We start from the raw sequence: 25264 nt of genomic DNA on the forward strand, positions 1-25264 counted from the left end.
AGCCAGGGGCGCGTTCGATTGTCATGCAGGAGCCGGGATCCGGTCGACGTTGTGGCGTCGGTTGACGGGCCACCACCACGGGCACCGCCCCGCCTGCGCGTCGTGCTTGACGCGGAATTGGAGTACACGATGGTGAGACACAGATCCCTCTTCGGTCCCGCCGCGCTCGCGGCGCTTCTCGTCCTGGGCGTGGGCGCCGTGGGGCTGACCAACACCAACAGCGCCACCGCCTCGTCCACCAAGGCCGCCCCGGTCGCGGCCGGGGAGGTCGGCACCCTCGCGGCGTCGGCCGGGTGCGGTCGGGCACCGGGCCTGAACAGCGGTACGCACACGATTCAGAGCGGCGGCAAGAGCCGTAGCTTCATCCTGCGGGTACCAACCAACTACAACCAGAACAATCCGTACCGGCTGGTGTTCGGATTCCACTGGCTGGGCGGCACCGCCGTCGACGTGGACACCGGGCAGACGGTGCAGCGGGACGTCTGGTCGTACTACGGGCTGCGGCAGCTGGCCAACAACACCACGATCTTCGTGGCGCCGCAGGGGCTGAACAACGGTTGGGCGAACTCCGGCGGCGAGGACGTGACGTTCGTCGACGACATGCTGCGCCAGATCGAGTCCAACCTGTGCGTGGAGACGACCCTGCGCTTCGCGCTCGGGTTCAGCTACGGCGGCGGGATGAGCTTCGCCCTGGCCTGTGCGCGGCCGAACGTGTTCCGTGCGGTCGCGGTGTACGCGGGCGGGCAGATCAGCGGGTGCAGCGGCGGCACCGGCCGGATCGCGTACCTGGGCGCCCACGGTCTCAGCGACAACGTGCTCAGCATCTCCGGCGGGCGGACCCTGCGCGACCGGTTCGTCACCAACAACGGATGTACGCGGCAGAACCCGCCGGAGCCGGCGGTGAACAGCCGTACCCACATCACCACCGACTACTCCGGATGCGCGGCCGGCTATCCGGTGCGCTGGATCGCCTTCGACGGCGGCCACACCCCCTCTCCGCAGGACGGTGGCAGCAGTTACACCTTCCTGCCGGCCGAGACCTGGCAGTTCTTCACCCAGTTCGGTGCCGGCACCACCCCGACGCCGGGCCCGACCACTCCGCCGCCGGGGCCGACCACTCCGCCGCCGGGGCCGACCACGCCGCCGCCGGGCGGCAGCAGCGCCTGCCGGGTCGCGGTCAACGTCAACGCGTGGAACAACGGCCTGACCGAGGACATCACCATCACGAACACTGGCAACAGCACGATCAACGGTTGGTCGCTGGTGTTCACCCTGCCCGGCGGGCAGAACATCACCGGCGGCTGGAACGCCAGCTACTCACCGACCTCGGGGCAGGTCACGGCGCGTAACGTGTCCTACAACGGCACCATCGCCCCGGGTGCCTCCGTCGGTATCGGCTTCCAGGCCACCCACACCGGCAACTCCGCCAGACCGTCGTCGTTCACCCTGAACGGATCGACCTGCACGATCGCCTGATCGGTGCGACGCCCCGGTCGGCGCCTGAGCCGCTGCCGACCGGGGCGTCGCCGCGGTGTTAAGAAGGGGCCCTTCCTCTACCGGAGGCGTTAAGAAGGGGCCCTTCCTTACACTCGGCGGGTGCCTGTGGAGCTGATCACCGAGCCGGACGACGAGCGGATCGGGGACTATCGTGCGCTGACCGACGTGGAGCTGCGGACCCGGTGGGAGCCGCCGCACGGGCTCTTCATCGCCGAGGGCGAACTGGTGCTGCGGCGGGCGCTGCGGGCCGGCTACCCGGCCCGGTCGTACCTGGTCGACGCCAAGCGGGTCGACCAGCTCGCCGACCTGGACACCGGAGACGCCCCGGTCTACGCCGCCACACAGGACGTGCTGCGGGCCGCCACCGGGTTCCACGTGCACCGGGGGGTGCTCGCGTCGTTCAGGCGCAAGGCGCTGCCGACCGCCGCCGAGGTGCTCGCCACCGCCCGCCGGGTGGTGATCCTGGAAGACGTCAACAACCACACCAATCTGGGTGCGATCTTCCGGGCGGTCGCCGCACTCGGGGTGGACGCGGTGCTGCTCTCCCTGTCCTGCGCCGACCCGCTCTACCGGCGCAGCGTACGGGTCAGTATGGGCGAGGTGTTCGCCGTGCCGTACGCCAAACTGGAGCCCTGGCCGGACGCGTTGGCGCAGGTACGGGACGCGGGCTTCACCGTGCTGGCGATGACCCCGGCGCCGGACGCGGTGCCCATCCAGCGGCTGGGTCCGGCCCAGCGGGCCCGCGCCGCGCTGCTGCTCGGCGCCGAGGGCGCCGGGCTGACCGGGGCGGCCATGGCCGCCAGCGACGTTCGGGTGGTGATCCCGATGCGGCGCGGCGTCGACTCGCTCAACGTCGCCGCCGCGACCGCCGTCGCCTGCTGGGAGCTGAGCCGCGACGACCCGCTCTGAGCCGCGTCCGCCCGGGCCGTCCGCCCCACCCCGCCCCACCCTTCCTCGCCACCCCGACCACCCCACCCCTCTTCGCCGATCTTGCACTTTTGGTCGGCGATTCGCACCCTTTGTGGGCGTTTGCGCCGACGGAAACTGCAAGATCGCCGGTGAAAGGGGGGTGGGACGGGGAGTTAGGTGAGGGAGTTCAGGGCCTTGGTGTAGGTGGGGGGGATGTGGTTGGGGGCGGTGGCGGGGGTGAAGGTGTCGGAGGTGGCGGCGGTGGACCAGGCGGCGTCGGGGACGGCGGCGACCAGGGCGGCCACGACCGGGGTGTCCCGCCAGTCGGGCTGCTGGGCGAGCAGGCTGAGCGCCACCACCGACTCCTCCACCTCGCCGACGCACTCGAACGGCTTGTGCCCGTCCACGCCGAGCAACTCCCGGTAGCCCGGGATCTGGGTCTCGTCGGCGAGCAGGTCACCGCCGAAGATGTGGGTGATCCGCTCGCGGGGCATGAACGGCGCCAGGGCCAGGTAGACGAACCGGCACTTGGGGCAGTCGCGGCACCACCGCTCGCTCGCGTCGCGCAGCTTGAACGCGGCGTTGCAACTGGTCACCACGTCGTCGTAGCGGTCGATCGAGGCGAACAGCCGGGCGATGTGCAGCTCCGACAGCGGGCGCAGCAGGGAGAAGTACGGCTCGGCCAGCCCGGCGTGCTCGGCCAGCGCGGCCCGCAGCAGCCCCTCGGCCTCCACCCCCTTGGACCACTGGTGGTTGATCTCGTGACCGTTCCAGATCAGGTTCGGGTCCGACGCGGAACGTTCGTTGGACATCACCACCGGACCCAGCCCGTGCAGCACGGCGGTGGCGACCGCGATCAGCGAGTTGATCGCGGTGACCGGGATGTGCCCGTTGCGGGCGCCGGTGGCGTTCAGCTCGAGCAGCACCGGGTCGATGCGCCGCCGGGCCGCGAGGGGGGTGAGCCCGGAGGCCGCGTTCACCGCGTCGATGACGTGGTTCGGGTTGACCGAGAAGGGCACCGGGTCGAGGCCGGCGCGGCGCAGCGCCTCCAGGCTGACGATCGAGTCCTTGCCGCCGCCGACCGCCGACAGCGGGCGCCGGTCGGAGTTGTCGTACCGGGCGGCGGGCGCGACCCGGCCGTCCGGGATGCGGGGGATCAGCTCCAGCACGTACGGCAGTTGGTTGCGGTACGCGTACTCGGCGAGGCCTTTGGTGTAGATGGCCGTGACGAACTCGGCGGCGGCCGGGCCGAGCGGCGCCGGCAGCACCAGCTGCCCCGGCGCGGCGGCCTTGTAGTAGCTGACCCCGGCCACCAGGTGCAGCAGTTCCAGCACCCGGCCGAGCGCTGCCACGGCGACGTCCGACGGAGACTCCTCGGGCACCGGTAACGTGATCACCTCGGTGAACCGCTGCTCGCCGTCGGGCCCGGTCAGGGCGTAGTCGAACAGGGCCTCTCCGGTGGCGAGGTCGATCGAGTAGGACGGGAAGGTGAAGGCGTCCATCCGCGCCAGCTGCGTGTTGGGCACACGCCATACTAGGCCCTGGTTCGTCCGGCCGTGCCCGGCTCCGCCGTGTACCGAGGCGGTGCGCGGGGCTGGCGACCGCCGGATCGCGCCCGTGCCATGCCGTCGTCGAAATCCGAGGAGAGCCTGTGCGCCTGTCTGAGCTGCGCGGACGTACCGTCGCCGTCTGGGGGGCCGGTCGGGAGGGGCGGGCCGCGGTGACCGCGATCGCCGCCCACGGTCCGGCGGACCTGGTCGCCGTGGACGACAGCGCGAACTTTCTCTCGCTGCCCTGGGACGGGCCGCTGGCGGAGGCCGCCCCGCTGGTCACCGGCGAGGAGGGCTTCGCCCGGCTGGCCGCCGCCGACGTGGTGGTCCGCTCGCCGGGCGTGCCGCAGACCCACCCGTGGCTGGTGGAGTTGCGCCGCCGCGGCGTGACCGTCACCCAGGGCACCGCGCTGTGGATGGCCGATCACGGTGCGCGCACCATCGGGGTGACCGGCAGCAAGGGCAAGAGCACCACGTCGAGTCTGATCAGCCATCTGTTGGCCGCTGTGGACCGGCCGAACGTCTTCGGCGGCAACATCGGCGTACCCACGCTGGACCTGCCCGAGGCGGAGCTGTACGTGCTGGAGCTGTCCAGCTACCAGTGCAGTGACCTGACCGACTCGCCCCGGGTGGCGGTGGTCACCGCGTTGTTCCCCGAGCACCTGGACGCGCACGGCGGCGAGCGGGAGTACTACCGGGACAAGCTCAACCTGCTGGCGTACGGGCCCCGCACGGTGGTGGTCAACGGCGCCGACCCCCGCCTGCTGTTCGAGCTGGGCGACCGGGCGGCGGTGCGGGCCGGCACGGCGGACTCGGTGAACGTGGCCGCCGGATCGGACGGGGCCCCCTGGTTCCACCTGGTCGACCGGCCGCTCTTTCCCCGGGCGGTGCTGCCGCTGGTCGGCCGGCACAACGAGGGCAACCTCTGCGTGGCGCTGGCCGTGCTCGATGCGCTCGGCGTGGACCTGGTCGACCGCAAGGACACCCTGGCCGTGGCGGTGGCCGAATTCCAGGGGTTGGCCCACCGGCTGACCGAGATCGCCGACCCGTCCGGGCTGACCTTCGTCGACGACACCCTCGCGACCAGCCCGTACGCGGCCATGCACGCCATCGACGCGTACGACGGGCGGCCGTTGACGGTGATCGTCGGCGGCAACGACCGGGGCGTCGACTACAGCCCGCTACGCGAACACCTGGCCGAGCGGGAACTCACCGTGATCGGCATCCCGGACAGCGGTCCGCGCATCCTCGAGGCGCTCGGCGGGCTGCCGAAGGTGCGTACCGAACTGGTCGAGGACCTGACCGACGCGGTGCGGTTGGCCCGGCAGGTCACCCCCGCCGGCGGGGTGGTGCTGCTCTCCCCGGCCGCCCCGAGCTACGGCCGGTTCCGCAACTTCGAGCACCGCTCGGAGGTCTTCGCCGACGCCGTCCGCACCACCGCCCCCGCCTGACCCGGGTCCGGGAACTGGTGCCGCTGGTGGTGGTCGCGGCCGTGCTGCCCGGCCGCGACGCGCCCCGGCGGGGTCAACCTCGGCCTCCCCATCGGGACCTGAGCAGGCGTAGGGTGCCCGCCCCGGCCAGGTAGGCCACCAGCGCGCTGATGGGCAGTCCGAGCGGGTCGGGCGAGATCTTGCCAGCGGAGCTGTTGACCAGCAGGGCGTACACGGTGGCGGCGAACGCGGTGACGGTGAGCACGCTGCGCGCGCGGCCCCACCACCCGGCCGGCGAGCGGCTCACGGGTGAGCGGCCGGTGCGGGCCTCGATCGGGCCGAAGACGGCGACTAGCACGACCAGCACGACGGCCAGCATCAGCACCCAGGGCAGCCGCCAGGCGAACCAGGTCGCGGTGCCGGCCGGCGGAGTGGGCAGTACGCCGAGCCCGTGCAGCGCGCCGACCAGCAGGATCACCGCGGTCAGGTGCCACAGGAAGACGGTGAGCACGACCGCGTTGACGGCGACCACCGCCTGCCAGGGGCGGCTGCGGTGCAGCCAGCGTTCGGCCCGTTCGCGCAGCAGCAGGATCAGCCCGAGCTGGGCGGTGGCCACGGCGAGCAGCGCCACGCTGGGCGGAGCGGCGTTGGCCATCCGCTCGCCCGGCTCGTTGATCATGCTCACCGGATACGGTCCGACGGAGGTGAGCAGCACCGCGACGGCGAGTCCGCCGATGATCATCACCAGGGCGGCTCGGGGTGACATGGGCAGGCAGCGGGTCCGCAGGCCCACCTGCCGACCCGCGGTGGGGCGGCAGTTGCTCCGGCGGGCGTCGTACCACGCGAAGCCGAGCTGGTGGACGGCGAGCCAGCCGAGCAGGTAGTTGGCCAGAGCCAGCTCGGCCGGGCCGAGTGCCCGACCCAGATCGCCGACGGCCACCAGCAGCGCCAGGGCCGCCGGCACGGCCAGCCCGAAGCGGCGGTGCAGCGCGTACATCGGCGGGGTCAACGGCACCACCGCCAGGTAGGCGGCGAGGAACCACAGTGGGATGGTGGCGAACCAGACGACGATGCGGACCATGCCCGCCTCGGCGCCGGCCAGCCGCGCGACCAGCGAACCACCGGCGAGCACCAGCACCAGCACGGTGGTCGGGCGCAGCAGCCGGGCGCTGCGGCCGAGCAGCCAGCCGGTCCGGTCACCGCCCCGACCGCGATGCGACGCGAGCGAGGCGGCGTTGGCGTACCCGCCGACCAGGAAGAACACGGGCATCACCTGGAGCGCCCAGGTCAGCGGCTCGGCCCAGGGGATCGCGGGCAGGGCCGAGCGGCCGTTGGGTTGGCCGTGCTGGTCGTGGTAGATGGTGACGAACGTCCAGTGGCCGAGGACGACCAGCATGATCGCCAGAGCCCGGAGCAGGTCGAGGTAGCGCTCGCGGTCGGCCGGTGTCCGGGCGGCGAGTCGGGCCAGGCGGCGCATGACCCGAGGGTATGTCAGCCCGGACATCGGCGATCTTCTTATTGATCAACGTTCATGCTGGTCGTGGCGGCTTTCGGCGGCGAGCGGCGGATCCTTCCGGGGGGTACGCCACAGGTAACAGTTTGAAAACTTCGCCCACGGTCTTGACACGGAGGGGGCTTCAGTAAGAACTTTTACCACTAACAGTTAACAGTCTTTTCCGAAAGGCGTCCCATGGTTGATCACGAGGCGGACACCTCCGCGGACACCGCGGTGACCGACGCCGACGTGGTCGACCGACGGGGCGCCCTGGGGGTCGCCTCCGACGGCGTCCTGGCCCGGGTGCGTACCGGTGCCGACGAACTGACCGGCGCGCTGCGCCGGGTCGCCGAACAGGTGCTCAGCGACCCGGAGGCGGCAGCCCGGGCCACCATCGTGGAACTGGCCGAACGCAGCGGCACCTCACCGGCCACGGTGACCCGGTTCTGCCGGGCGATGGGCTTCGACGGCTACGCCGACCTGCGGCTGGGCGTCGCCGTCGAGACCGGCCGGGCCCGCTCGGCCGGCTGGACCGTCGACATCGGACGCGAGATCCAGCCCGGTGACCCGCTCGAACGGGTGCTGGAACAGCTCATCGCCGCCGACACCCGGGCCATGCACGACACCGCCGCGCTGCTCGACCTCGCCGAGGTGGAACGGGCCGCGGTCGCCATCGCCGGGGCCAGCCGGGTGAACATCTTCGGTGCCAGCGGCAGCGCCCTGGTCGGCGAGGAGATGCAGTTCAGCCTGCACCGCATCGGGGTGGCCGCGTGGGCCTGGCACGACGTGCACTCCGGGCTCGCCGCCGCCGCACTGCTGCGCCCCGGCGACGTCGCGCTGGGCATCTCGCACAGCGGCCAGACCCGGGAGGCCATCGAGATGCTCGCCGAGGGCGACAGTCGCGGCGCGACCACGATCGCGCTGACCGGTTTCCGCCGCTCGCCGCTGGCCGAGCTGGCCGACATCGTACTGCTCACCGCCAGCCAGGCGACCACGTTCCGGCCGGACGCGCTGTCGGCCCGGCATCCGCAGCTGGTGGTGCTCGACCTGCTCTACATCGCGGTCGCCCAACGCACCCACGACCGCGCCCACGCGGCCTTTCGGCGCACCGCCCAGGCCGTCGACGGGCACAAGGCCGCGAGAGGGGTCACCGCATGATCAGCGCCACGACGGTTCCACCAGGTCGGAGAGATGCCCCCTGTCCATCTCTCCGCCACGCCCCCAACGGGGACGAGCCCAGCCCTCGCTCGCGGTACGCCGGACATCCTCGGCGTACCGCCTGACCCGACACCACAAGGAGAGTCAGAGATGCCTGTTACCCCCGAACTCGACCGCCGGACCCTGCTGCGCCGCGCGGCGGCCGCGGGCCTCCTGGTGACCCCGGCCGCGGGTCTGCTCAGCGCCTGCGCCGGTAGCACGCCGAGCCAGAACAACGCCAACACCGGGGAGAAGAGCAACGACAACCCCTTCGGCGTGCAGGAGAACAGCGCCGTGAAGGTGGTCATCTTCAACGGCGGTCTGGGTGATGCCTGGGCGAAGGAAGACCAGGCGATCTTCACCGCCAAGCACCAGAGCGTCACGGTCAACATGAGCTCCACCCAGAAGATCAAGACCGAAGAGCAGCCCAAGATGGCGACCACGCCCAGCGACGTGGTGATGAACTCGGGCGCCGACATGATGGACATCAGCACCCTGGTCAACGAGGGTGCCATCGAGCCGCTGGACGACCTGCTCGCCGCCCCCGCCTGGGACGGCGCGGGCACCGTCGCCGACTCGCTGTTGCCGGGCACCGTCGCCGACGGCAGCTTCCAGGGCAAGTTCTACGTCGTGAACATCGCCTACACCGTCTGGGGCAACTGGTACAACTCCGCCCTGTTCAGCAAGCAGGGGTGGGAGCCGCCGAAGACCTTCGACGACTTCTTCGCCCTCGCCCCGAAGATCAAGGCCACCGGCATGGCCCCGTACGTGTACGACGCCGTGCACGGCTACTACCCGCGTTGGGCGCTGATGGCCACCATCTGGAAGTCGGCCGGCAAGCAGGCGGTCATCGACATCGACAACCTCAAGGAGAACGCCTGGCGTGCCGAGGGCGTCCTGTCCGCTCTCCAGGCGTGGGAGAAGCTGGTCAAGGACAAGCTGGTGCTGCCCGGCAAGCTCGACCACACCCAGTCGCAGCAGGCCTGGCTGGACGGCAAGGCAGCCTTCATCCAGGTCGGCACCTGGCTCAAGAACGAGATGGCGGCGACCATCCCGCCCGGGTTCGAGATGAAGATCTCCGACTACTGGGGGCTGGGCGCCACCGACAAGGCACCCAACGACGTCTACGCCGGTGCCGGTGAGGGCATCGTGGTGCCGAGCAAGGCCCCGAACAAAGCGGCGGCCAAGGAGTTCCTGCGGGCGGTGCTCTCCAAGGCCGGTTCGGCGAAGTTCGCCGAGCTGACCAAGTCGCTCGCCTCGACCTCGGGCTCCGGCGACAACGTCCAGGACTCGGCGCTGGCCAGTGCCAACGAACTGATGAAGAACGCGCCGAAGGACCTGGTCTCGGTCAAGTTCTGGAACTTCTACGCCGACCTGGACAAGGAGAGCCAGAACCTCTCCGAGGAGCTGATGGCGGGCCGGATCACCGCCGCCCAGTTCGTCGACAAGATGCAGGCCGCCGCCGACAAGGTCGCCAAGGACTCGTCGATCACCAAGCAGACCCGAGACGCGTGACACCCCGGATCTGACCGAACGAGGAAGTGAGAGAGATGCGGCACGGTGTTGCTCGTTTCGTCACGGGTTTCCTGGCGCTGCCGGTCGGGCTCTACCTCTTCTACGTGGTGTGGCCCTTCCTCCAGGCAGCCGGGTACTCGCTGACCGACTGGGGAGGCTACTCCGACCGGCAGCAGTTCGTCGGGCTGGAGAACTACCTCCGGCTGTTCACCGACGAGCTGATCAGGAAGGCGTTCTGGCACAACGTCTTCTTCCTGGTCACCGTGCCGCTGTGCACCATCGCGCTGGCCCTGTTCCTCGCGTTCCTGCTCAACGTGGGCGGACGCGAGGACAAGGCCGGCATCCGGGGCGTCTTCGGCTCCGGTCTGTACAAGGTGATCTTCTTCTTCCCGCAGGTGTTGTCCCTGGTCGTCATCGCGGTGATGTGGCAGCAGATCTACCGCGCGGACGGCCAGGGGCTGGTCAACGGCGTACTGATGAAGATCGGGTTGGTCGCCGAAGACGACCCGATCACCTTCATGTACGACCCGGAGCCCTTCCTCGGCGTACCGGCGGTGCTGTGGTGGCTGCTGTTGATCGCGGTCTGGAGCGGTGCCGGCTTCTACATGGTGCTCTTCTCGGCGGCCATGCAGTCCATCCCGAAGGACATCTACGAGGCGGCCATCCTCGACGGGGCGGGACGCTTCCACACCTTCTTCCGGATCACCCTGCCGCTGCTGCGCGACACCGTCTCGGTGGCCTGGGTGTACCTGGGTTTCATCGCGCTGGACATGTTCGCGCTGGTCTACATCATGACCCCCAGCCAGGGCGGCCCGAACCACGCCAGCGAGATCTTCGCCTCGGTGATCCACTTCAACGCGTTCCAGAAGGGCCAGTTCGGCTACGCCTGCGCGATCGCGGTGGCCCTGGCGATCTTCACGATCCTGCTGGCCGCGTTCCAGCTGAAGATCACCCGTCGTGAGCGGATCGAGTACTGAGGAGGCCTGGACGATGAGCACGGTGACCCACACCCCGGGTGGCCAGGCCGGGCCCGGCCAGGCCCCGCCGCCGGGCCGTACGCCGGGCCGACGTGCCGCCGTCGGCGGCCGGGCCGGGGCGAAGTTCTTCAACGGCTTCTCGCACCTGTTCCTCGCCGTATGGGCGATCATGGTGGTCTACCCGCTGCTGTGGGTGGTGATGTCCGCGCTCAAGACCGACGCGGAGGTGATCCGCAAGCCGCTGTCGCTCTTTCCGGAGCGGTTGCAGTGGGACAACTTCGTCCGGGCCTGGACCGAGGGGCACATCGGTTCGTTCTTCCTCAACACCGTGCTGGTGCTGACCGGCAGCGTCTTCCTCACCATGCTGCTCGGCTCTATGGCCGCCTACGTGCTGGCCCGCTACGACTTCCCCGGCAACCGGCTGATCTACTACATGTTCCTGTCCGGGCTGACCCTGCCGATCTACCTGGCCGCGGTGCCGCTGTTCAAGGGCGTCTACAACATGGGCGTGACGTTGCCCTTCCTCGGTCCGAACAAGCACCTCATGCTGATCCTGGTCTACGTGGCCTGGTCGCTGGCGTTCACCGTCTTCTTCATGCACTCCTTCTTCCGCACCCTGCCCACCGCCATCGCCGAGGCGGGCATGGTCGACGGGGCATCGCACAGCCGGCTGTTCTTCAGCGTCATGCTGCCGATGGCCAAGCCGGGCCTGATCAGCATCGGCATCTTCAACGTCCTCGGCCAGTGGAACCAGTGGTACCTGCCGACCCTGCTGATGCAGTCGGTGGCCGGTGAACCGAAGAACCAGGTCATCTCGCAGGGCCTGATCGAACTGTCGGTGAACCAGGGCTACCAGTCCGACTGGTCCGGCCTGTTCGCCGGGGTGACCATGGCGATGCTCCCGGTGCTCATCGTCTACATCGTCTTCCAACGTCAGGTGCAGTCCGGCCTCACCGCCGGCGTCGGCAAGTAACGCCGCCCCGCCGGCCCGGCACCGCCGGGTCGGCGTTCGCCGGCATAAGGGCGACCGGCCGGGCGATGAGGCCAGATCCGCGGCCGGCGATGTCGCACTGGACACCGCAACTCGCGGCCCTGCCACGCGATGCCGCAACTCGTGGGCCTGCACGCGGGGTGCCGCGCGCACCTGATCATCGCCGATCGCCGTTTCGCCGTAACCGCGGTGTCCCGACCGATCGGACACCGCCGTACCGACGAAACGGAGCCGATCAACTGGCTGCGTCGGAGAGCAGCAGCTTGCCGCGCAGGGATCCTCGTGCGGTGCGGTTGACCCGGCGCACGAGCGGGATCACCTTCGCGACCGGCTGGCCGGCCCGGCTGATGACCACTTCCTCGCCCTGCTCGACGCGTTCGATGATCCGTGACAGGTTCGTCTTGGCCTCGTGGATGTTGAACTGGGCGGCAGCCTCACTTCCCATGCGACCTCCTTGGCCAAGAGGTTGGTCCACCTGGCGGCCACAGGTCGAGGACCAGCCACTTCAGTCGAGGCTGATCCCCAGCGTGTCCCGCAGTGCGGCCTGCCCGGACGTGGTGAGGCGAACGGCGCGGCCGGACCCGATCCGCACCACCCACCCGTTGCCGAGGAACGTCTCGCACAACTTCGCCCCCGCGAGCCCGCCGAGGTGCTGGCGTCGTTCCGTCCAGTCGAGGCAGCCGCGTACGAGGGGCCGGCGGCCGGGTCGCGGCTGCGCAGGATCCCACCCGAGCAGGTCGGTCAGCCAGGCCAGGCCGGCCGGGGTGAGGGCGAAGCCGGCGCTCTGGTCCAGTAGCTCCCGTGCGGTCATCGCGTCGGTCACCGCGACGCCGAGTTGCCCGGCGAGGTGGTCGTAGCAGGTGCGGCCCCGGCGCAGGGCCGCGTTGACGGTCGCCGCCCGCAGTCCGCGGGGCGGGGCGGGACGCGGCTCGATCCGGGCCGACAGGTCTTCCAGCAGTTGCGCCACCGACGGGTCGGCGAGCTGCACGTACCGGTGCCGACCCTGCCGCCGCTGCACCAGCAGCCCGCCGTCGACGAGGCGATGCAGGTGCCCGGTCGCGGTGGAGGGCGCGACGCCCGCGTACGCGGCCAACTCGCCCGCGGTCCACGCCCGGCCGTCGAGCAGCGCGAGGCAGATGGCCGCCCGCGTCTCGTCGGCCAGCAGAGCCGCGAGCGCCGCCAGATCGGAAGCCGAGGTCACTCCTCCATTGTCGGCGGCGACAGTTTGGCTCGTACCGAACGATGGTGGTCGTAGCCTTCGCCACATGCTGCAGATCCACGGCCGCGACCTCGCCCTCGCCGTCCTGACCGACCCGGCTTTCGGGGTGCCGCCGGTTCCGCCCGCGTCCGCCGGAGTCGCCTGGCTACGGGCTACGGTTGGCCGGTTCAGCGAGGGGGTGGAGCACGAACGGCGGCGCGCGTTGTCGGTCGCGGTCCTGGACGCGATCCCGCTCGACTCTCTGCGCCACGCCGGCTCGATCCACCCGGTGGCGATCCTCGCTCGCCAGATGGGCGTGGTCGAAGCCGTGGTGGACCTGGTCCGGGACGTGGCGCAGGCGTACCAGCCGGGGACCGGCGACGAATCGCGCGCCGACGCGGCGGTCGACCGGCTGGTCGCGGTCTTGGGCGGCAGCTATGACGAGCCGACCGCAGCGTGCATCGGCGTGCTCGTGCAGGCCTGCGAGCCGACCGTGACCCTGATCGACCGGGCCCGGCACCGTCCCGTCGACGATGTGTTGCGCGACGATCCGCCCGTGCCGGCGACCAAGCGTCACGCCCTCGTCACCACCACCGTGGGGGACGTGACGGTCGAGGCCGGCGAGGTGGTGCGGGTGCCCCTGGCGGGCGATCTGGCGTTCGGTGTGGGCCCCCGGCGCTGCCCCGGCCGCGCCCACGCCCTCGCGCTCGTGGCGGGAGCGCAGTCATGAGCAGCTTCGTCGCTCTGCATCGCGCCGGCGACCCACTGGTCCTGCCGAACGTGTGGGACGTCGCGTCGGCCCGCTTCCTGGTCGAGGCCGGCTTCCCCGCCCTCGGCACCACCAGCCTCGGCGTCGCGGCCGCCAACGGCCGGCCCGACGGCGTCGGCGCCACGGCGGCCGAGACTCTGCGTCTCACCCGCAGCCTGGTGGCGCTTCCGGCGTACCTGACCGTCGACATCGAGACCGGGTCGGTCGAGGCTGCGGTCGGGGTGGCCGAGGCCGGCGCGGCCGGCGTCAACATCGAGGACGCCATGGGTCCGGCGGAGACGCACGCCGCGTTGATCCGGTCGGTGAAGCGGGAGGTGCCGCAGCTGTTCGTCAACGCCCGCACCGACACGCACTGGCAGCGCCCCGGCGATCTGGCCGAGGCGGTCAGCCGGGTTCGCCGTTACGCGGACGCCGGGGCGGACGGGGTGTTCGTTCCCGGGCTGGCCGAGCCCGCCGACATCGCGGCGGTCGTGGCGGCGGTGGACGTACCGGTCAACATCCTGTTCCTGCCGGGTCGGCACACCGTCGCCGCCCTGGCGGACCTGGGCGTGCGGCGGGTCAGCACCGGCTCCCTGCTCTTCCGAGCGGCCCTGGCCGCCGCGCTCGACACGGCCACCGCCGTCCGCGACGGCCGCGCGACAGGCCTGGACCTTCCGACCTACCCGCAGGTGAACGTCGGGCCGCCGACCGCGTGAGCCGAGTCGCGGTCCGAGTTGTCGCACGGGGGCGGCAGAATCGGGCCCGTGTTGGTGGCGGTGGTGGCCGACGAGCAGGGCGGGGGAGTGCTGCAACCCCTCGCCCCCTCCGGCGTACCCGTGGGCCCGCCGGAGCCGGTCGCCGACCTGGCCGCTGCGATGGCCGCCCGCGAGCACGCCGACCAGCCGCGTTGGATCTGGGCGTCCGGCGCGGCGCTCTACCCGGCGCTGTTGCGCGCCGGGGTCCGGGTCGAACGGTGCCACGACGTCGAGCTCACCGAGGCGCTGCTGCTCGGGCACGCCGGTCGCTGGGGCGAACCGCGCGCCCTGGCCGCCGCGTGGGGCCGGCTGACCGGCGCGACGGTGCCGCCCGACCCGCCGCCGCGCGTCGCCGCCCCGCCCGGGGCCGGGCAGGCCGCGCTCTTCGACGCCGAGCCCGGCCCGGCGGGTCCGGGCATCACGGCCTTGACCAGGGTGTACGCCGACCAGCTCGACCGCATCGCGGCGACCGACGAACCGGGTCGGTTCCGGCTGCTGGTGGCCGCCGAGTCGGCCGGTGCGCTGATCGCCGCCGAGATGGGGGCGGCGGGCCTGCCCTGGCGCGCCGACGTGCACGACGCGATGCTGACCGAGTTGCTGGGGGAGCCCTCCCCGGTGGGCGGGCCACCCCGGCGGCTGGCCGAGCTGGCGGCGCGGATCGCCGACGCGTTCGGGCTGCGTCAGCTGCACGCCGACAGCCCGGCGGAGCTGCTGAAGGCGTTCGAGCGGGCCGGGGTGAAGCTGCCGAACACCCGGGCCTGGGTGCTGCGCGGGGTGGACCACCCGGCGGTGCCGCTGATCCTGGAGCACAAGGAGCTGTACCGGATCTGGACGGCGCACGGGTGGGCATGGCGGGACTCCTGGGTACGCGACGGCCGCTTCCGGCCGGAGTACGTCCCCGGCGGTGTGGTGTCGGGGCGCTGGGCCACCCGGGGCGGCGGCGCGTTGCAGATCCCGAAGGTGATCCGCCGGGCGGCGGTGGCCGACCCGGGCTGGCGCTTCGTGGTGGCCGACGCCGGGCAGTTGGAGCCTCGGGTGCTGGCGGCCGTCTCCGGTGACGCCCGGCTCGCCCGGGCGGGCGCGACCGGTGACCTGTACGCGGCACTTGCGCGGGACGCGTTCGGCGGCGACCGGGGCCGGGCCAAGGTGGCCCTGCTCGGCGCGATGTACGGGCAGACCGGTGGCGCGGCGGTGCCGGCCCTGGCGGTGCTGCGGCGCAGTTATCCGACGGCGTTCGGCTACGTCGAGGCGGCGGCGCGTACCGGCGAGACCGGTGGACTGGTGCGCTCGTGGCTGGGGCGTACCTGCCCGCCGGGGACGGCTGGCGTCGCCGACGACGACGTCGGCGACCCCGACGCGGCCGACGATCGGCACTCGCCCCGGGCCCGGGCAGCACGGTCCCGGGGCCGGTTCACCCGCAACTTCGTCGTCCAGGCCACCGCGGCGGAGTGGGCCTCGGCGCTGCTGGCGGTGCTCCGGGGCGAGGTGGCCGGCACCGGTGCCGAGCTGGTCTTCTTCCAGCACGACGAGGTGATCGTGCACTGCCCGGCCGAGCGGGCCGAGCGGGTTGCCGAGGCGGTCGACCGGGCCGGGCGGCGGGCCACCGCGCTGCTCTTCGGTGACACCCCGGTGCGCTTCCCGCTGGATCTGTCGATCGTCGAGTGCTACGCCGACGCGGCTTGAGAGGCATCGTGCGCCGGCGTGATCACCTGGACACCGAGGCCGCGCCGGTTCTTTCCGTGTTGTTCACGTTCGACGGTGATCCTGGTCGGCGAACCTGACCATTGCGGTGAGGCTTCCCGGGAGGTGGCATGGCCAGACGCGTATACCTGCACATCGGTGCGCCGAAGACGGGCAGCACCTTCGTGCAGAACGTGCTCTGGGCCAACCGGGACCGGTTGACCGGCGCGGGCATCCTGCTGCCCGGCAGCGCCGTGGCGCACGACCAGGCGATGGCCGATCTGCGGGCGGCGCCGTGGCGGGACGCCGAGGTGTACTGGACCTGGGACCGGCTGGCCGACAAGGCCCGGAAATGGTCCGGTGACGTGATCATCAGCAACGAGGGGTTGGGCGCGGCCACCGCCGAGCAGGCTGCCCACGCGGTGCGGAGCCTGGGCCCGGCCGAGATCCACGTCATCGTGGCGGGGCGGGATCTGTGGCGTACCCTGCCGTCGTTCTGGCAGCAGAGCGTCCGGGCCCGCGCCGGATGGCGCTTCGAGGAATTCCTGCGCGCCGTCGAAGAGGGCCGGTGCGAGGCGTTCTGGGAGAACCACACGGCGACCCGGATGTTGCGCCGCTGGGGCGACCTGGTCCCCGCGCAGCGGCGGCACCTGGTGACCGTGCCAGCTCCGGGCTCCCCGCACGAGATCCTGTGGCGTCGCTTCGCCGGCATCGTCGGCATCGCCGACGGGCTGTGCGAGCTGACCGCGCCGAGCGCGAACCCGTCGCTCGGCGCCGCCGAGATCGAGGTGCTCCGGCGGGTCAACCGGAAGTTGGGGGACCGCTATCCGCTCCGGACGCCGTACCGCAGGGTCGTCCACCGCCATCTGGTCGACGCGGTGCTCAAGCGGCGGGCCAACGAGTTGCGGTTCGGCGTCGGCCCGGACCGGGTCGGCTGGGTGATGGACCTCGCCGAACAGCAGATCAAGGAACTCCAGGACTACCCGTGCCGGGTCGTCGGCGACCTCGACGAGCTGCGGCCGGCGAAGCTGACGCCAACCGCCGGCGACGACGCCGTTGACGACGGCCACCTGCTCGAGGTCGCGATCGAGACGATCGTCGACATGCTCGGGCACGCCGACTCCCTCAGCGCGGGGACGGAGCACCCCGCCGAGGGTGCCTTATCGCGGCTGCGGAACCGTGCGGCCGGCGGCGTCAGGCGGCGGGTGCGGCGCGCCATCCGACGCGACGCGCCCTGAGCGTCTCCACCCGTGCTGGTTGCGGACACCGGGCCTGATCCGGCCGCCAGCGGGTATCCCCGCTGCCGGTACCACTGTAGATCGGCAGGTGAGACGGCAGGCATGCGGCCACTGGTGCTGGGAACCGTCGCGGCCGCCACGCTGGGCGCGACGGCGCAGGTCGTACCGATGGTGACCGCGAACGGGCCGGTCCGTCGCCGGCTCTGGCCGCGGCTTGCCGGCGTCGGTCCGACCACCCGGATCGCGTTGACCTTCGACGACGGCCCCGATCCGGCCTCCACTCCGCAGTTCCTGCGCCTGCTGGCGCGGGCGCAGGTGCGCGCCACCTTCTTCGTGCTCGGCAGGATGCTGGAACGGGACCCGGGGCTCGGCCGGGAACTGGTCGCCGCCGGGCACGAGGTCGCGGTGCACGGCTGGGAGCACCGGAACCTGCTGTGGCGAGCACCCGCGGCCACGTACGCCGACATCGCCCGATGCCGGGACCGGATCGCGGACGTGACCGGCGTGCCACCGCTGTGGTACCGACCACCGTACGGGGTGCTGACGTCGGCGGCGTTGCTGGCCTGTCGGCGGCTGCACCTGACCCCGCGGCTCTGGACGGCCTGGGGGCGCGACTGGGAGAGCACCCGGCCGCCGGGGGAGATCTGGCAGATGATCAGCAAGGATCTCGCCGGTGGCGGGACGGTGCTGCTGCACGACTCCGACTGCGCTTCCGCTCCCGGTGCCTGGCGTGGCGCCCTGGCGGTGCTGCCGCGGCTGTTCGAGTGGGCGCAGGACCGGAACCTGACGATCGGGACGCTCGGCGCGCATCAGGCCGACGAGGACGAGCGCCGGGCCGTCGGTGGATTCGTCGGCGGCAACGGCCGGCATGGCGGCTGCGGGGACGGGTAACCCCGGCCGGTGAACCTGAGGCTCATCCGCGCACCTGGTGCCGCCCTGGTCGGCAGCAGCCCTTCGCGGCACTGCCCCGGCCTCTGCACAGGATCTTTCGGGAGGGCTACCGGGCGATGCTCCGCTGGCTGCCCTGGAGCTACGACGCCCTTTTCACGATCACCGACCGCTCCTCGCTCGCGATCCGGGCGGTCAGGACGGCACTGCGGCTGGCCTCGCGCCGGATGCTGTTGCGACTGCCGCCCGGCACCAGCCTGGTCGTGACGACCTTTCCGTTCGCCAACCAGGTGCTCGGACCGCTGCGCTACCGGGGACGGTTGGACGCGTCGGTCGTCACCTACGTCACCGACTTCGTGGTCCACCCGACCTGGATGGCACCGGGCGTCGACACGTACTGCGTCATCCACCGGGCGGCGCAGCGGCAGGCCGCCGCCCACGGGGCGCCCGACGTGCGGGTGGTGAGTCCGCTGGTGTCCGCCCGGTTCACCTCGCTGCCCAGCGACGGCAAGCGCGCCGCGCGCGCCCGCTTCGGCCTGCCCGAGCAGGAGCGGTTGGCCCTGATCGTCGCCGGTTCCTGGGGCGTCGGCGATGTGGCCCGTACCGCCGCCGAGGTGCTCGCCACCGGCTGCGTCAAACCGGTCGTCGTCTGCGGACGCAACGACGACCTGCGCCGCCGGCTGCACGCCTTTCCCGGACACGTCCTGGGTTGGGTCGACGACATGCCCGCGCTCATGCGGGCGGTGGACGTCGTGGTGGAGAACGCGGGTGGCCTCACCTGCCAGCAGTCACTGGCCGCCGGCCTGCCGACCGTCACCTACCGACCGATCCCCGGACACGGTCGGGCCAACGCCGAGGTGCTGGCCGAGGCCGGACTGACCACTTACGTCACCACCGCCGCACACCTGCGTCCGGCGCTCACCGCGCTGACCACCGCCGAGAACGCCGCGCCCGTCGTCGCCGCGACCGACATGGCCGCCGTGGTGTCCGAAGCCGTCCGGCGGTCGGGTCGGGCCACCCGGCGGCGGGACGATCCGACCGCACCGTGATCCCGATCGCGCTCGCGGCGGCGTTCTGCTTCGCACTCGCCTCCGCGTTGCACCAGCGGGCCGCGAAACAACAGCCGCAGTACCGGGTACCGGACCCCCGGCTGCTGTTCCGACTGGTGCGCAGCCGGCTGTGGCTGTCGGGCTGGATCCCCGATTCCGCCGGCGTGGCGCTCCAGGTCGTCGCCCTACGGCTCGGGCCGCTGGCGGTCGTCCAGCCCGTCATGGCCAGCGGCCTGTTCATGGCGGTCCTGATCGAAGCCGCCATGATCCGCCGTCGGGTCGCGGCGCGGGACCTGCTCGCCGTCGCGGTGGGGGTGGCCGGCCTGTCCGCGTTCCTGGTCCTGGCCGATGCCCGCGCCGGCGTTGCCGCTCCTTCCCCGGGAGCCTGGATCGTCCCGGCGAGCTGTGCCGCGCTGGTGATCTTGGCCGGTGTCCTGGTCGCGTACCGACTGACCGGCGCTGCCCGTGGTGCGCTGCTCGGCATGGCCAGCGGCCTTGCCTTCGGCCTGGCGGCGGCGCTGGTCAAGGACGTCGCCGGCCGTTACCACGGGCTGGCCTCCCTGGTCAGCTGGCGGGTCCCGGTCCTGGTGGTGATCGTCGTCGTCGGGGTGCTGCTGAACCAGACCGCCTTCCAGCACGGCCGCCTCGCCGCGCCGCTCGCCGCGCTCACCCTCACCGACCCCGTCGCCAGCGTGATCATCGGCGTCACCGTTTTCCAGGAGACTCTCGCGGTCGACCCGGTGCGGGTGGTCGGGCTCGTCATCGCCGGCGGCACGATCGCCGCCGGAATCTGGTTCGCCGCCGGCTCCTCCGCCAGACGGTGACATCCGCGCCGCCATGCCACCACGTCCGGTCAACCCCGGCGAGAGTCGCCTCGGAGCCTGGTCAGAGACAGGGCGGCTCCGCCGGGGTCCCGTCTGGCAGCAGTTCATGCTCAGCTTCGGTGTAGTCGCGGCCGGCAGCGGCACACAAGATTCGGAACTGGATCTCGGGACGCAGGTCGAAGGTCTGGTCCACCCCACTGACGACGACGGTCAGGTGGTCTCCTCGCACGTGCCCTCCTTCCCAGCGAGTCAGATGCAGGGTGTCGGAGTTGCTGGCGTCGGTCAGGTCATGGATCGTCACCTCGCCTTCGCGATAAGTGACGGCTTCGCGATAAGTGACGATGCGGTCTCCCTTGCTGATGCCGATCAGGGTGTCACTCGTCGAGACGGGCGCGCTGCCGGCCAGTTGCTTCTGCCCATCGACGTCCCACACCCGCGCCCCTCCGCGGCTGGTCTGCACGGCAAGACGGGAACCGCTCTCGTCGAACACGATCGGGTGCTTTTCGGGCTCGTCATTGGAGGTGGACAGCGCGTTGATCGTGAGCCCTGACAGGGTCGCGATGTGCTGGGGGGTCTGGAGATCCCACAGCTGGATCTCGCCGGGGGCAGCGCCGCTGCGGGTGACCACCGCGACCTGACCGGGGTGTTGCGGTCGGGCGATGACTTGGCCCTCGACGAAGATCTCATCGTTCTGACGGAGGCCGGCCCAGGGCGCGGACTGGGCGAGGAATGGCCGGGTGAGCAGGGCTGCGTCGGCGACATCGACTCGGGCGAGGCGACCGTCAACGGTCAACAGAGCTATCTCGCTGCCCTCCAAGGCGACAATGTTCTCCACCTCACCACCTTGGAGGCCCGAATCACCGTCACTCGCCAGCGCCTTCGCCTCGGGTAGCACGTCATCGAGTGGCACCGTGTCGCGCAGATTCCCTACCGGGTACGCCCCGACGAGGTTGCCCACCTTGGTCCACACCACGACCCGCGACGAGTCCGCGGTCCAGGTGACCTCCCACGGCGGCCACCCGCCGGTCGGCGGAAGCGGCACCGACTGGCGGCGAGCGCTGACAGAGTCGACGACCTGCAAGCTCCGCTTGCCGGCTGTCGCCGTGAAACGCCGATCCGGGGACATCCTGACGGTCTCACGCCCCCTGTTTGTGGCGGTGAGCTTTCCGCTGTCGTATGGTTCGGCGCGCAGCACCATCAGCGTGGTGTTGAGCGGTGCGAGGACGACCAACCCACCGTCGTGGTGTGGTGCCACCGCGAGGATAGGTAGGGAGGGGCCGGACGCGTCGGGGACTCGGGCGTGATAGGCCTCCCCCGTGCTCAGGTCGATCAGGGTCTGCTCAATGTAGCGCCCCGCGGCAGAGGACTTCCTAGAGTCACCCAGGAACCGGTAGTAACGCAAGGTGCCGTCCATGAGCTCGCCAGCGTCGGGCAGTTCGGTCCGCTGACCGGGGGCAGCCCCGAGGAGCTGTGAGTACTTGCTGTCACCATCTCTCCGAACAAGGAGTTCGCCACCGGCCCCCAGCCAGACCTCGTTACTCACGTTGGTCTTGATGGTAGAGGTGTATCGCAGCTGGGCCGTGCGGAAGTCCCTGATCTCGACCCGCTTGTTGTAGTCGGAGGTAAAACTGATAGTCACCACAAAGTTCGCGTCAGCGGTGAAAGCCGCTTCGTGGGCTCCTCCCACCGGGACGAGGCCGTCCGGTACGCGGATACGGGAAGCGGACTCGGCCTCCCAGGCCTCTGCGAAGGCGACCCTGGCGTTGTTCCTCATTGTTAACAACAGCCGCTTGCTGTCGCTGCTGAAGTCCAGAGTGGCCTGCGAGACTACTGGAATCTCGTGGGCCAAGGGCAGAAGCAGGGAGTGGGTGGGGTCGTCCAGTCGCCACAGCCGTACCGCGCCGCCGTCCGTCACTGCGAAGAAGCGGCCGTCCGGGCTGAGCGCGTTCCACTGGACCAGCCCCTCCGGGACGCCGCTCAGCTCCCGCGCTTGGGGCTTGCCTTGCACGGCTCCGGTAATCACCGTGTACCTGGAAAGGCCGCCATCCTGCATCGATCGCACCACCAGGGCACGACCGTCCGGGGTGGCCGTCAGATCGGTGGCTCGCCCCTGCCAGACCGACGGATAACTGCCCAGCAGGTACTGCCCCCGTACGTACTGGGTCAGCAAGGCCTGACGGCTCGCGGGGGTCTGCCAGGCATTCCAGGCGGCCAGCGCGAGCTGCAGTGCGGTGGTGGGGTCATCGGCCGGGTGGGCGTCGGAGGCCTGGGCAAGCAGGCCCGCAGCCTGGAGGCGGAGTTGCTGGTCGGCGCGCTGCAGTCCCTGCCAGGTGGAGAACGCCAGGACGAGGGAGATCACCGTGAGCACGGCAAGCACTCCGATCGCCGCCCTGCGCACGCGAATTCTACGTCGGGAGTTCCGGTGGCTCAGCTGGATGTAGGCGTGCTCCTCGTCGGAGACGTCCTTCCGGTGGTGGTCCAGCTTGCGGTCTGCTTCCGCCAGGTCGACGCCGCTGAGCAGGCGCGCAGGGTCGTTCCTCTGAGCCTGCCAGCGACGGAGGTCGGCGCGTAGTTGCTCCTGCCATGCCCGGAAGTCCCGGGATTCCACGAGCCATCTCCGCAGGAGCGGCCAGAGCTCGGTCAGTGCTTCGTGCGCCAGGTCGACGATCTCCTCCTGCCCGGCACCTCCCGACGTGTGCGAGAGGACGAGGAGTTTCCCGGGTGCCAGCTCCCGGACCAGTTCGAGCAGTTCGGGGGCGAGATCTGCAGTACGGGCGGGCCTGCGGACGAAGGTGTCGTTGTCGCCCGGCCGAGCCAACTGCACGAACAGCCGTCGGGCGAGATCCTGCTGTTTCCGCGTCAGCGCGGCGTAGACGCCGTCCGCGTATGTGACGAGCGCCCCCGCGACGCCACCCAGGTCGTCGTAGGCGGCATGGGTGAGCATCGAGCGGCTGCGACGCTGCCACAACTCGGTCAGGGCGAACTGGACCAACGGCATCCGTCCAGGCTCGTCGCCCGCGTCAGCGACGATTCTCTCCGGCAGCCCCGGTTCAAACCACAGCCCGGGCACGGCGTCGACGGGCGCGGTCACCGCGCGTTTCAAGTCGTCGGCGGCCAGCGGTGCGAGGAACTGCACAGCGTCGCTGACGAGGTGGGACGTGCCGGCCGTCACCAGCACGTTCAGGGAGTCGGGGCGCGCGGTGGCGATGACCCGTAACACTGCCGGACCGGCCGGGCCTGCCAGGCCGGAGAGCAGCCGGAAGAGCTCGGCTGCATCCACCGGTGCGTTGCGGGCGTACTCCTCAAGCTGGTCGACAAAGAGGAGGTGGCCGGTGCCCTGGCCACGGGCGAGCGCTCTGGCGCGCAGTTCGGCGAGGATGTCCTCGGCACCTGCGAGAAGTCGCGCCAGTTCCTCGGCTCTGGTGAGCCGTTCGATCTCGCCGAGCCCTGGTTCCAGGATATCGGTCATCGCTCGGGCGAGAATGACGGTCGCGCGAGCGCCCGGAACGGGCCGCAACTCGGAGGTCCCCATGCCTATGCCTGGCAGCCGGGGCAGCACGCCGGCCCGTACGAGGGAGGACTTCCCGCATCCCGAGGGCCCCACCACCAGCGTCATCGGTCCCCGACGGACGGCGTCGTATATCCGGGTGGTGTCGTTCTCACGACCGTGGAAGAACTCCGCATCTTCCTCGGTGAAGGCCGCCAGCCCTTGGAATGGGCAACGGGAGGGCATCATCTGCTCGTCAATCAGGTCAGCCGACGGCAGCAGATAGGCGGTGCTCGCGCCCCGATGCACGGCGACCGTCATCCCGACAACCCCGCCCTGGACGTCGTCCCACACCGGGGATCCACTGAAGCCCTCCGCGACACGCGGCCCGGGCGGATTCGCCTCCATCTGCAGCAAGCCCAGGCCGTGCTCAGCCCGCAAAGTGCCCGACACCCAGATGCCATGATCAGCACCAGCCGGGTAGCCGAACACCCGGAACGAGTGATTCCAGACGTCGGTCCCATCGACGAGCCCCGCCGGCCGTGCACCCTCGATGGGCGTGTCGAGCCGCAACAGGGCGATATCGGCTCCCCCGTGGCGCCAGGAGACCACTCTCGCCCGCGCCGAGGGGCGGGCGGGTAGTAACGGGAAGTCGAGGTCCACCCACCCACGGGGTGCCTCTTCCACGGACGCGGGAACGTCGAACACTTGCGCAACGACGTGAGCGCAGGTGCACACCACGTCCCCAGCTATCAGGAATCCTGCCCCGATCACCTCGCCGTTGGCTAGGCGTATCCGCACCTGCGAAGCCTGCAAGGTATCGCTCCGCCGCTCTACGGCCACGGCCCCGCCTTTCTTCGTCCCGTTTCCACACCACGCATTCCAATCGCCCTGCCACAACGACATCCCCGCCGGGGTGCCGGATCCGAACGAACGATGCCCAAAGCGGGATGGTGGAGCGCATTGCCGGCCATTCCGATGTCTCGGAGCCGCCAGTGTTCGACTGATCGGTGCTTGTCGACGGGTCGAGACCGTTCGGCTGGTTTTGCTTCGAGCCCTCGGGCTTGTCGGGGCTCGATTCATGGTCCGTGCTCGGCGTCTGGGGCGGCTCGGCTGCGCGGTTCCACTCGAAGGTGACCTTCATGTGCGCCTCACCGGTGGTCTCGGCCACCACAAAGCCGCCCTTAGCCGTCGCTTTGAGGCCGAACTCGATTACCACTCGGTCGGCTCCGCCGGCATTGCGGGCTCGCGCCGCCGCGCTGCGGGCCAATTGCTGGAACCGGTCGAAAGCCTCGTTGAAAGTCTCGGACAGGTGGGCGACCACGTCTTGGCGTCGCCCCGCTGGCACGACGCCGTCGACCTGATTGGTCACCTCGAAGAGCGCCACGGCGCCGTCGTCTGCCGCAACTTCCACATAGTAGGTCACTTACGAGCCCTTGCCTATCGATGGACGTCGGGCTGCCCAGTCTAATGGGATAACTCAAAGCGCAGAGGAGTGTGGATCTTGAGAGGGCACCTGATTCACATGTTTTGTGAGTAATGAGCGTTCAGGTGTATCGCCAGGTTGGGGGTGGTTTCGTCGGCGAGGCGTCTGGTGAGGTTGTCGATCATGGCGATGCGGATCAGGTCGTGTCGCGCTGCACCTCGTATCACCACTTCGGACACTTCGCGGACGGCCCCGGTGCGCCGGACGGGGAGGGCGAGGTCAGCCTCGATCCGTCAGAGGGTTTTGCTCCCTGCCTGACCGTTTCGGCTTGACCGTTTTGTCCGCTGGTGGTGGGTGCGGGAGCGCCACGTGTCGCTGTGGACGCGCGAGGTCTCCGTGCCCTCGAGGAG

Annotated in this window: 19 protein-coding genes and 2 pseudogenes; 15 read left to right on the forward strand and 6 right to left on the reverse strand. The window is 70.7% G+C overall.

The annotated features are described in order from the left end of the window. The first annotated feature begins 129 nt into the window (after positions 1-129). Both IEY61_RS25010 and IEY61_RS25015 read left to right on the forward strand, forming a co-directional pair. Entirely contained in the window at positions 130-1476 is a 1347-nt protein-coding gene (locus IEY61_RS25010) for a CE1 family esterase (RefSeq protein WP_189048515.1), read from the forward strand. 120 nt (positions 1477-1596) lie between these two features. Then, positions 1597-2406 carry a TrmH family RNA methyltransferase gene (locus tag IEY61_RS25015; protein WP_189048517.1) on the forward strand — a complete coding sequence of 270 codons (810 nt, stop codon included), beginning with the start codon at positions 1597-1599 and terminating at the stop codon, positions 2404-2406. Between the two features lie 173 nt (positions 2407-2579). On the opposite strand, the gene IEY61_RS25020 is transcribed toward IEY61_RS25015, so the two are convergent. Further along, positions 2580-3932 (reverse strand): MurL-like N-terminal domain-containing, encoded by a 1353-nt coding sequence (locus IEY61_RS25020; protein WP_189048519.1) that lies wholly within the window; start codon positions 3930-3932, stop codon positions 2580-2582. 125 nt (positions 3933-4057) lie between these two features. Here IEY61_RS25020 and murD point away from each other — a divergent pair, with 125 nt between their 5' ends. Further along, positions 4058-5407, forward strand: coding sequence for a UDP-N-acetylmuramoyl-L-alanine--D-glutamate ligase (gene murD / locus IEY61_RS25025; RefSeq protein ID WP_189048521.1), 1350 nt, complete (start codon positions 4058-4060; stop codon positions 5405-5407). Positions 5408-5480: 73 nt separating this feature from the next. On the opposite strand, the gene IEY61_RS25030 is transcribed toward murD, so the two are convergent. Beyond that, positions 5481-6863 carry an acyltransferase family protein gene (locus IEY61_RS25030; RefSeq protein ID WP_189048523.1) on the reverse strand — a complete coding sequence of 461 codons (1383 nt, stop codon included), beginning with the start codon at positions 6861-6863 and terminating at the stop codon, positions 5481-5483. Between the two features lie 213 nt (positions 6864-7076). Here IEY61_RS25030 and IEY61_RS25035 point away from each other — a divergent pair, with 213 nt between their 5' ends. From IEY61_RS25035 to IEY61_RS25050, 4 genes are all read left to right on the forward strand, one after another. Continuing rightward, a complete protein-coding gene (locus IEY61_RS25035; protein WP_189048525.1) occupies positions 7077-8039 on the forward strand; it encodes a MurR/RpiR family transcriptional regulator in 963 nt (320 codons plus the stop codon). Positions 8040-8189: 150 nt separating this feature from the next. Continuing rightward, positions 8190-9593 carry an N-acetylglucosamine/diacetylchitobiose ABC transporter substrate-binding protein gene (gene ngcE, locus IEY61_RS25040; RefSeq protein WP_189048527.1) on the forward strand — a complete coding sequence of 468 codons (1404 nt, stop codon included), beginning with the start codon at positions 8190-8192 and terminating at the stop codon, positions 9591-9593. A gap of 35 nt (positions 9594-9628) precedes the next feature. Next, entirely contained in the window at positions 9629-10570 is a 942-nt protein-coding gene (locus tag IEY61_RS25045; RefSeq protein ID WP_189048529.1) for a carbohydrate ABC transporter permease, read from the forward strand. Positions 10571-10583: 13 nt separating this feature from the next. Next, a complete protein-coding gene (locus tag IEY61_RS25050; protein ID WP_189048531.1) occupies positions 10584-11543 on the forward strand; it encodes a carbohydrate ABC transporter permease in 960 nt (319 codons plus the stop codon). Positions 11544-11796: 253 nt separating this feature from the next. Here IEY61_RS25050 and IEY61_RS25055 read toward each other — a convergent pair whose 3' ends face one another. Both IEY61_RS25055 and IEY61_RS25060 read right to left on the reverse strand, forming a co-directional pair. Further along, positions 11797-12006: a type II toxin-antitoxin system Phd/YefM family antitoxin gene (locus tag IEY61_RS25055; protein ID WP_189048533.1), complete on the reverse strand. Its 210-nt coding sequence runs from the start codon at positions 12004-12006 to the stop codon at positions 11797-11799. A 60-nt stretch (positions 12007-12066) separates the two neighbouring features. Beyond that, entirely contained in the window at positions 12067-12762 is a 696-nt protein-coding gene (locus IEY61_RS25060) for an ArsR/SmtB family transcription factor (protein WP_229706426.1), read from the reverse strand. A 64-nt stretch (positions 12763-12826) separates the two neighbouring features. On the opposite strand from IEY61_RS25060, the gene IEY61_RS25065 reads away from it, so the two are divergent. The 7 genes and pseudogenes from IEY61_RS25065 to IEY61_RS25095 all read left to right on the forward strand — a co-directional run bounded on the left by IEY61_RS25065 (position 12827) and on the right by IEY61_RS25095 (position 19941). Next, a complete protein-coding gene (locus IEY61_RS25065; RefSeq protein WP_189048538.1) occupies positions 12827-13489 on the forward strand; it encodes a hypothetical protein in 663 nt (220 codons plus the stop codon). Further along, positions 13486-14223, forward strand: a complete 738-nt coding sequence (locus IEY61_RS25070) for an isocitrate lyase/PEP mutase family protein (RefSeq protein ID WP_189048540.1) — start codon at positions 13486-13488, stop codon at positions 14221-14223. Before IEY61_RS25065 ends, IEY61_RS25070 begins: the two co-directional genes overlap by 4 nt. A gap of 18 nt (positions 14224-14241) precedes the next feature. Further along, entirely contained in the window at positions 14242-15945 is a 1704-nt protein-coding gene (locus tag IEY61_RS25075) for a bifunctional 3'-5' exonuclease/DNA polymerase (RefSeq protein ID WP_189048542.1), read from the forward strand. A 128-nt stretch (positions 15946-16073) separates the two neighbouring features. Next, positions 16074-17180: a hypothetical protein gene (locus tag IEY61_RS25080; RefSeq protein WP_189048545.1), complete on the forward strand. Its 1107-nt coding sequence runs from the start codon at positions 16074-16076 to the stop codon at positions 17178-17180. Positions 17181-17282: 102 nt separating this feature from the next. Continuing rightward, a complete protein-coding gene (locus IEY61_RS25085; protein WP_229706427.1) occupies positions 17283-18071 on the forward strand; it encodes a polysaccharide deacetylase family protein in 789 nt (262 codons plus the stop codon). A gap of 62 nt (positions 18072-18133) precedes the next feature. Then, positions 18134-19117 (forward strand): annotated as a pseudogene (locus IEY61_RS25090) (MGDG synthase family glycosyltransferase); the annotation flags it as partial. Continuing rightward, on the forward strand, positions 19114-19941 hold the full coding sequence (locus IEY61_RS25095) for a DMT family transporter (protein WP_189048549.1): 828 nt from the start codon (positions 19114-19116) through the stop codon (positions 19939-19941). The pseudogene IEY61_RS25090 and the gene IEY61_RS25095, both read left to right, overlap by 4 nt. A gap of 61 nt (positions 19942-20002) precedes the next feature. Here IEY61_RS25095 and IEY61_RS25100 read toward each other — a convergent pair whose 3' ends face one another. Both IEY61_RS25100 and IEY61_RS32230 read right to left on the reverse strand, forming a co-directional pair. After that, positions 20003-24271, reverse strand: a complete 4269-nt coding sequence (locus IEY61_RS25100; RefSeq protein WP_189048551.1) for an nSTAND1 domain-containing NTPase — start codon at positions 24269-24271, stop codon at positions 20003-20005. 340 nt (positions 24272-24611) lie between these two features. Beyond that, positions 24612-24854, reverse strand: a pseudogene (locus IEY61_RS32230) (CU044_2847 family protein); the annotation flags it as partial. A gap of 113 nt (positions 24855-24967) precedes the next feature. Between IEY61_RS32230 and IEY61_RS25110 the strand changes: the two are divergent. Further along, positions 24968-25186, forward strand: coding sequence for a hypothetical protein (locus IEY61_RS25110; RefSeq protein WP_189048555.1), 219 nt, complete (start codon positions 24968-24970; stop codon positions 25184-25186). The last annotated feature ends 78 nt before the right edge of the window (positions 25187-25264 follow it).

Origin of the sequence: Micromonospora sonchi (assembly GCF_014646235.1) — a bacterium.
Classification (GTDB): domain Bacteria; phylum Actinomycetota; class Actinomycetes; order Mycobacteriales; family Micromonosporaceae; genus Micromonospora; species Micromonospora sonchi.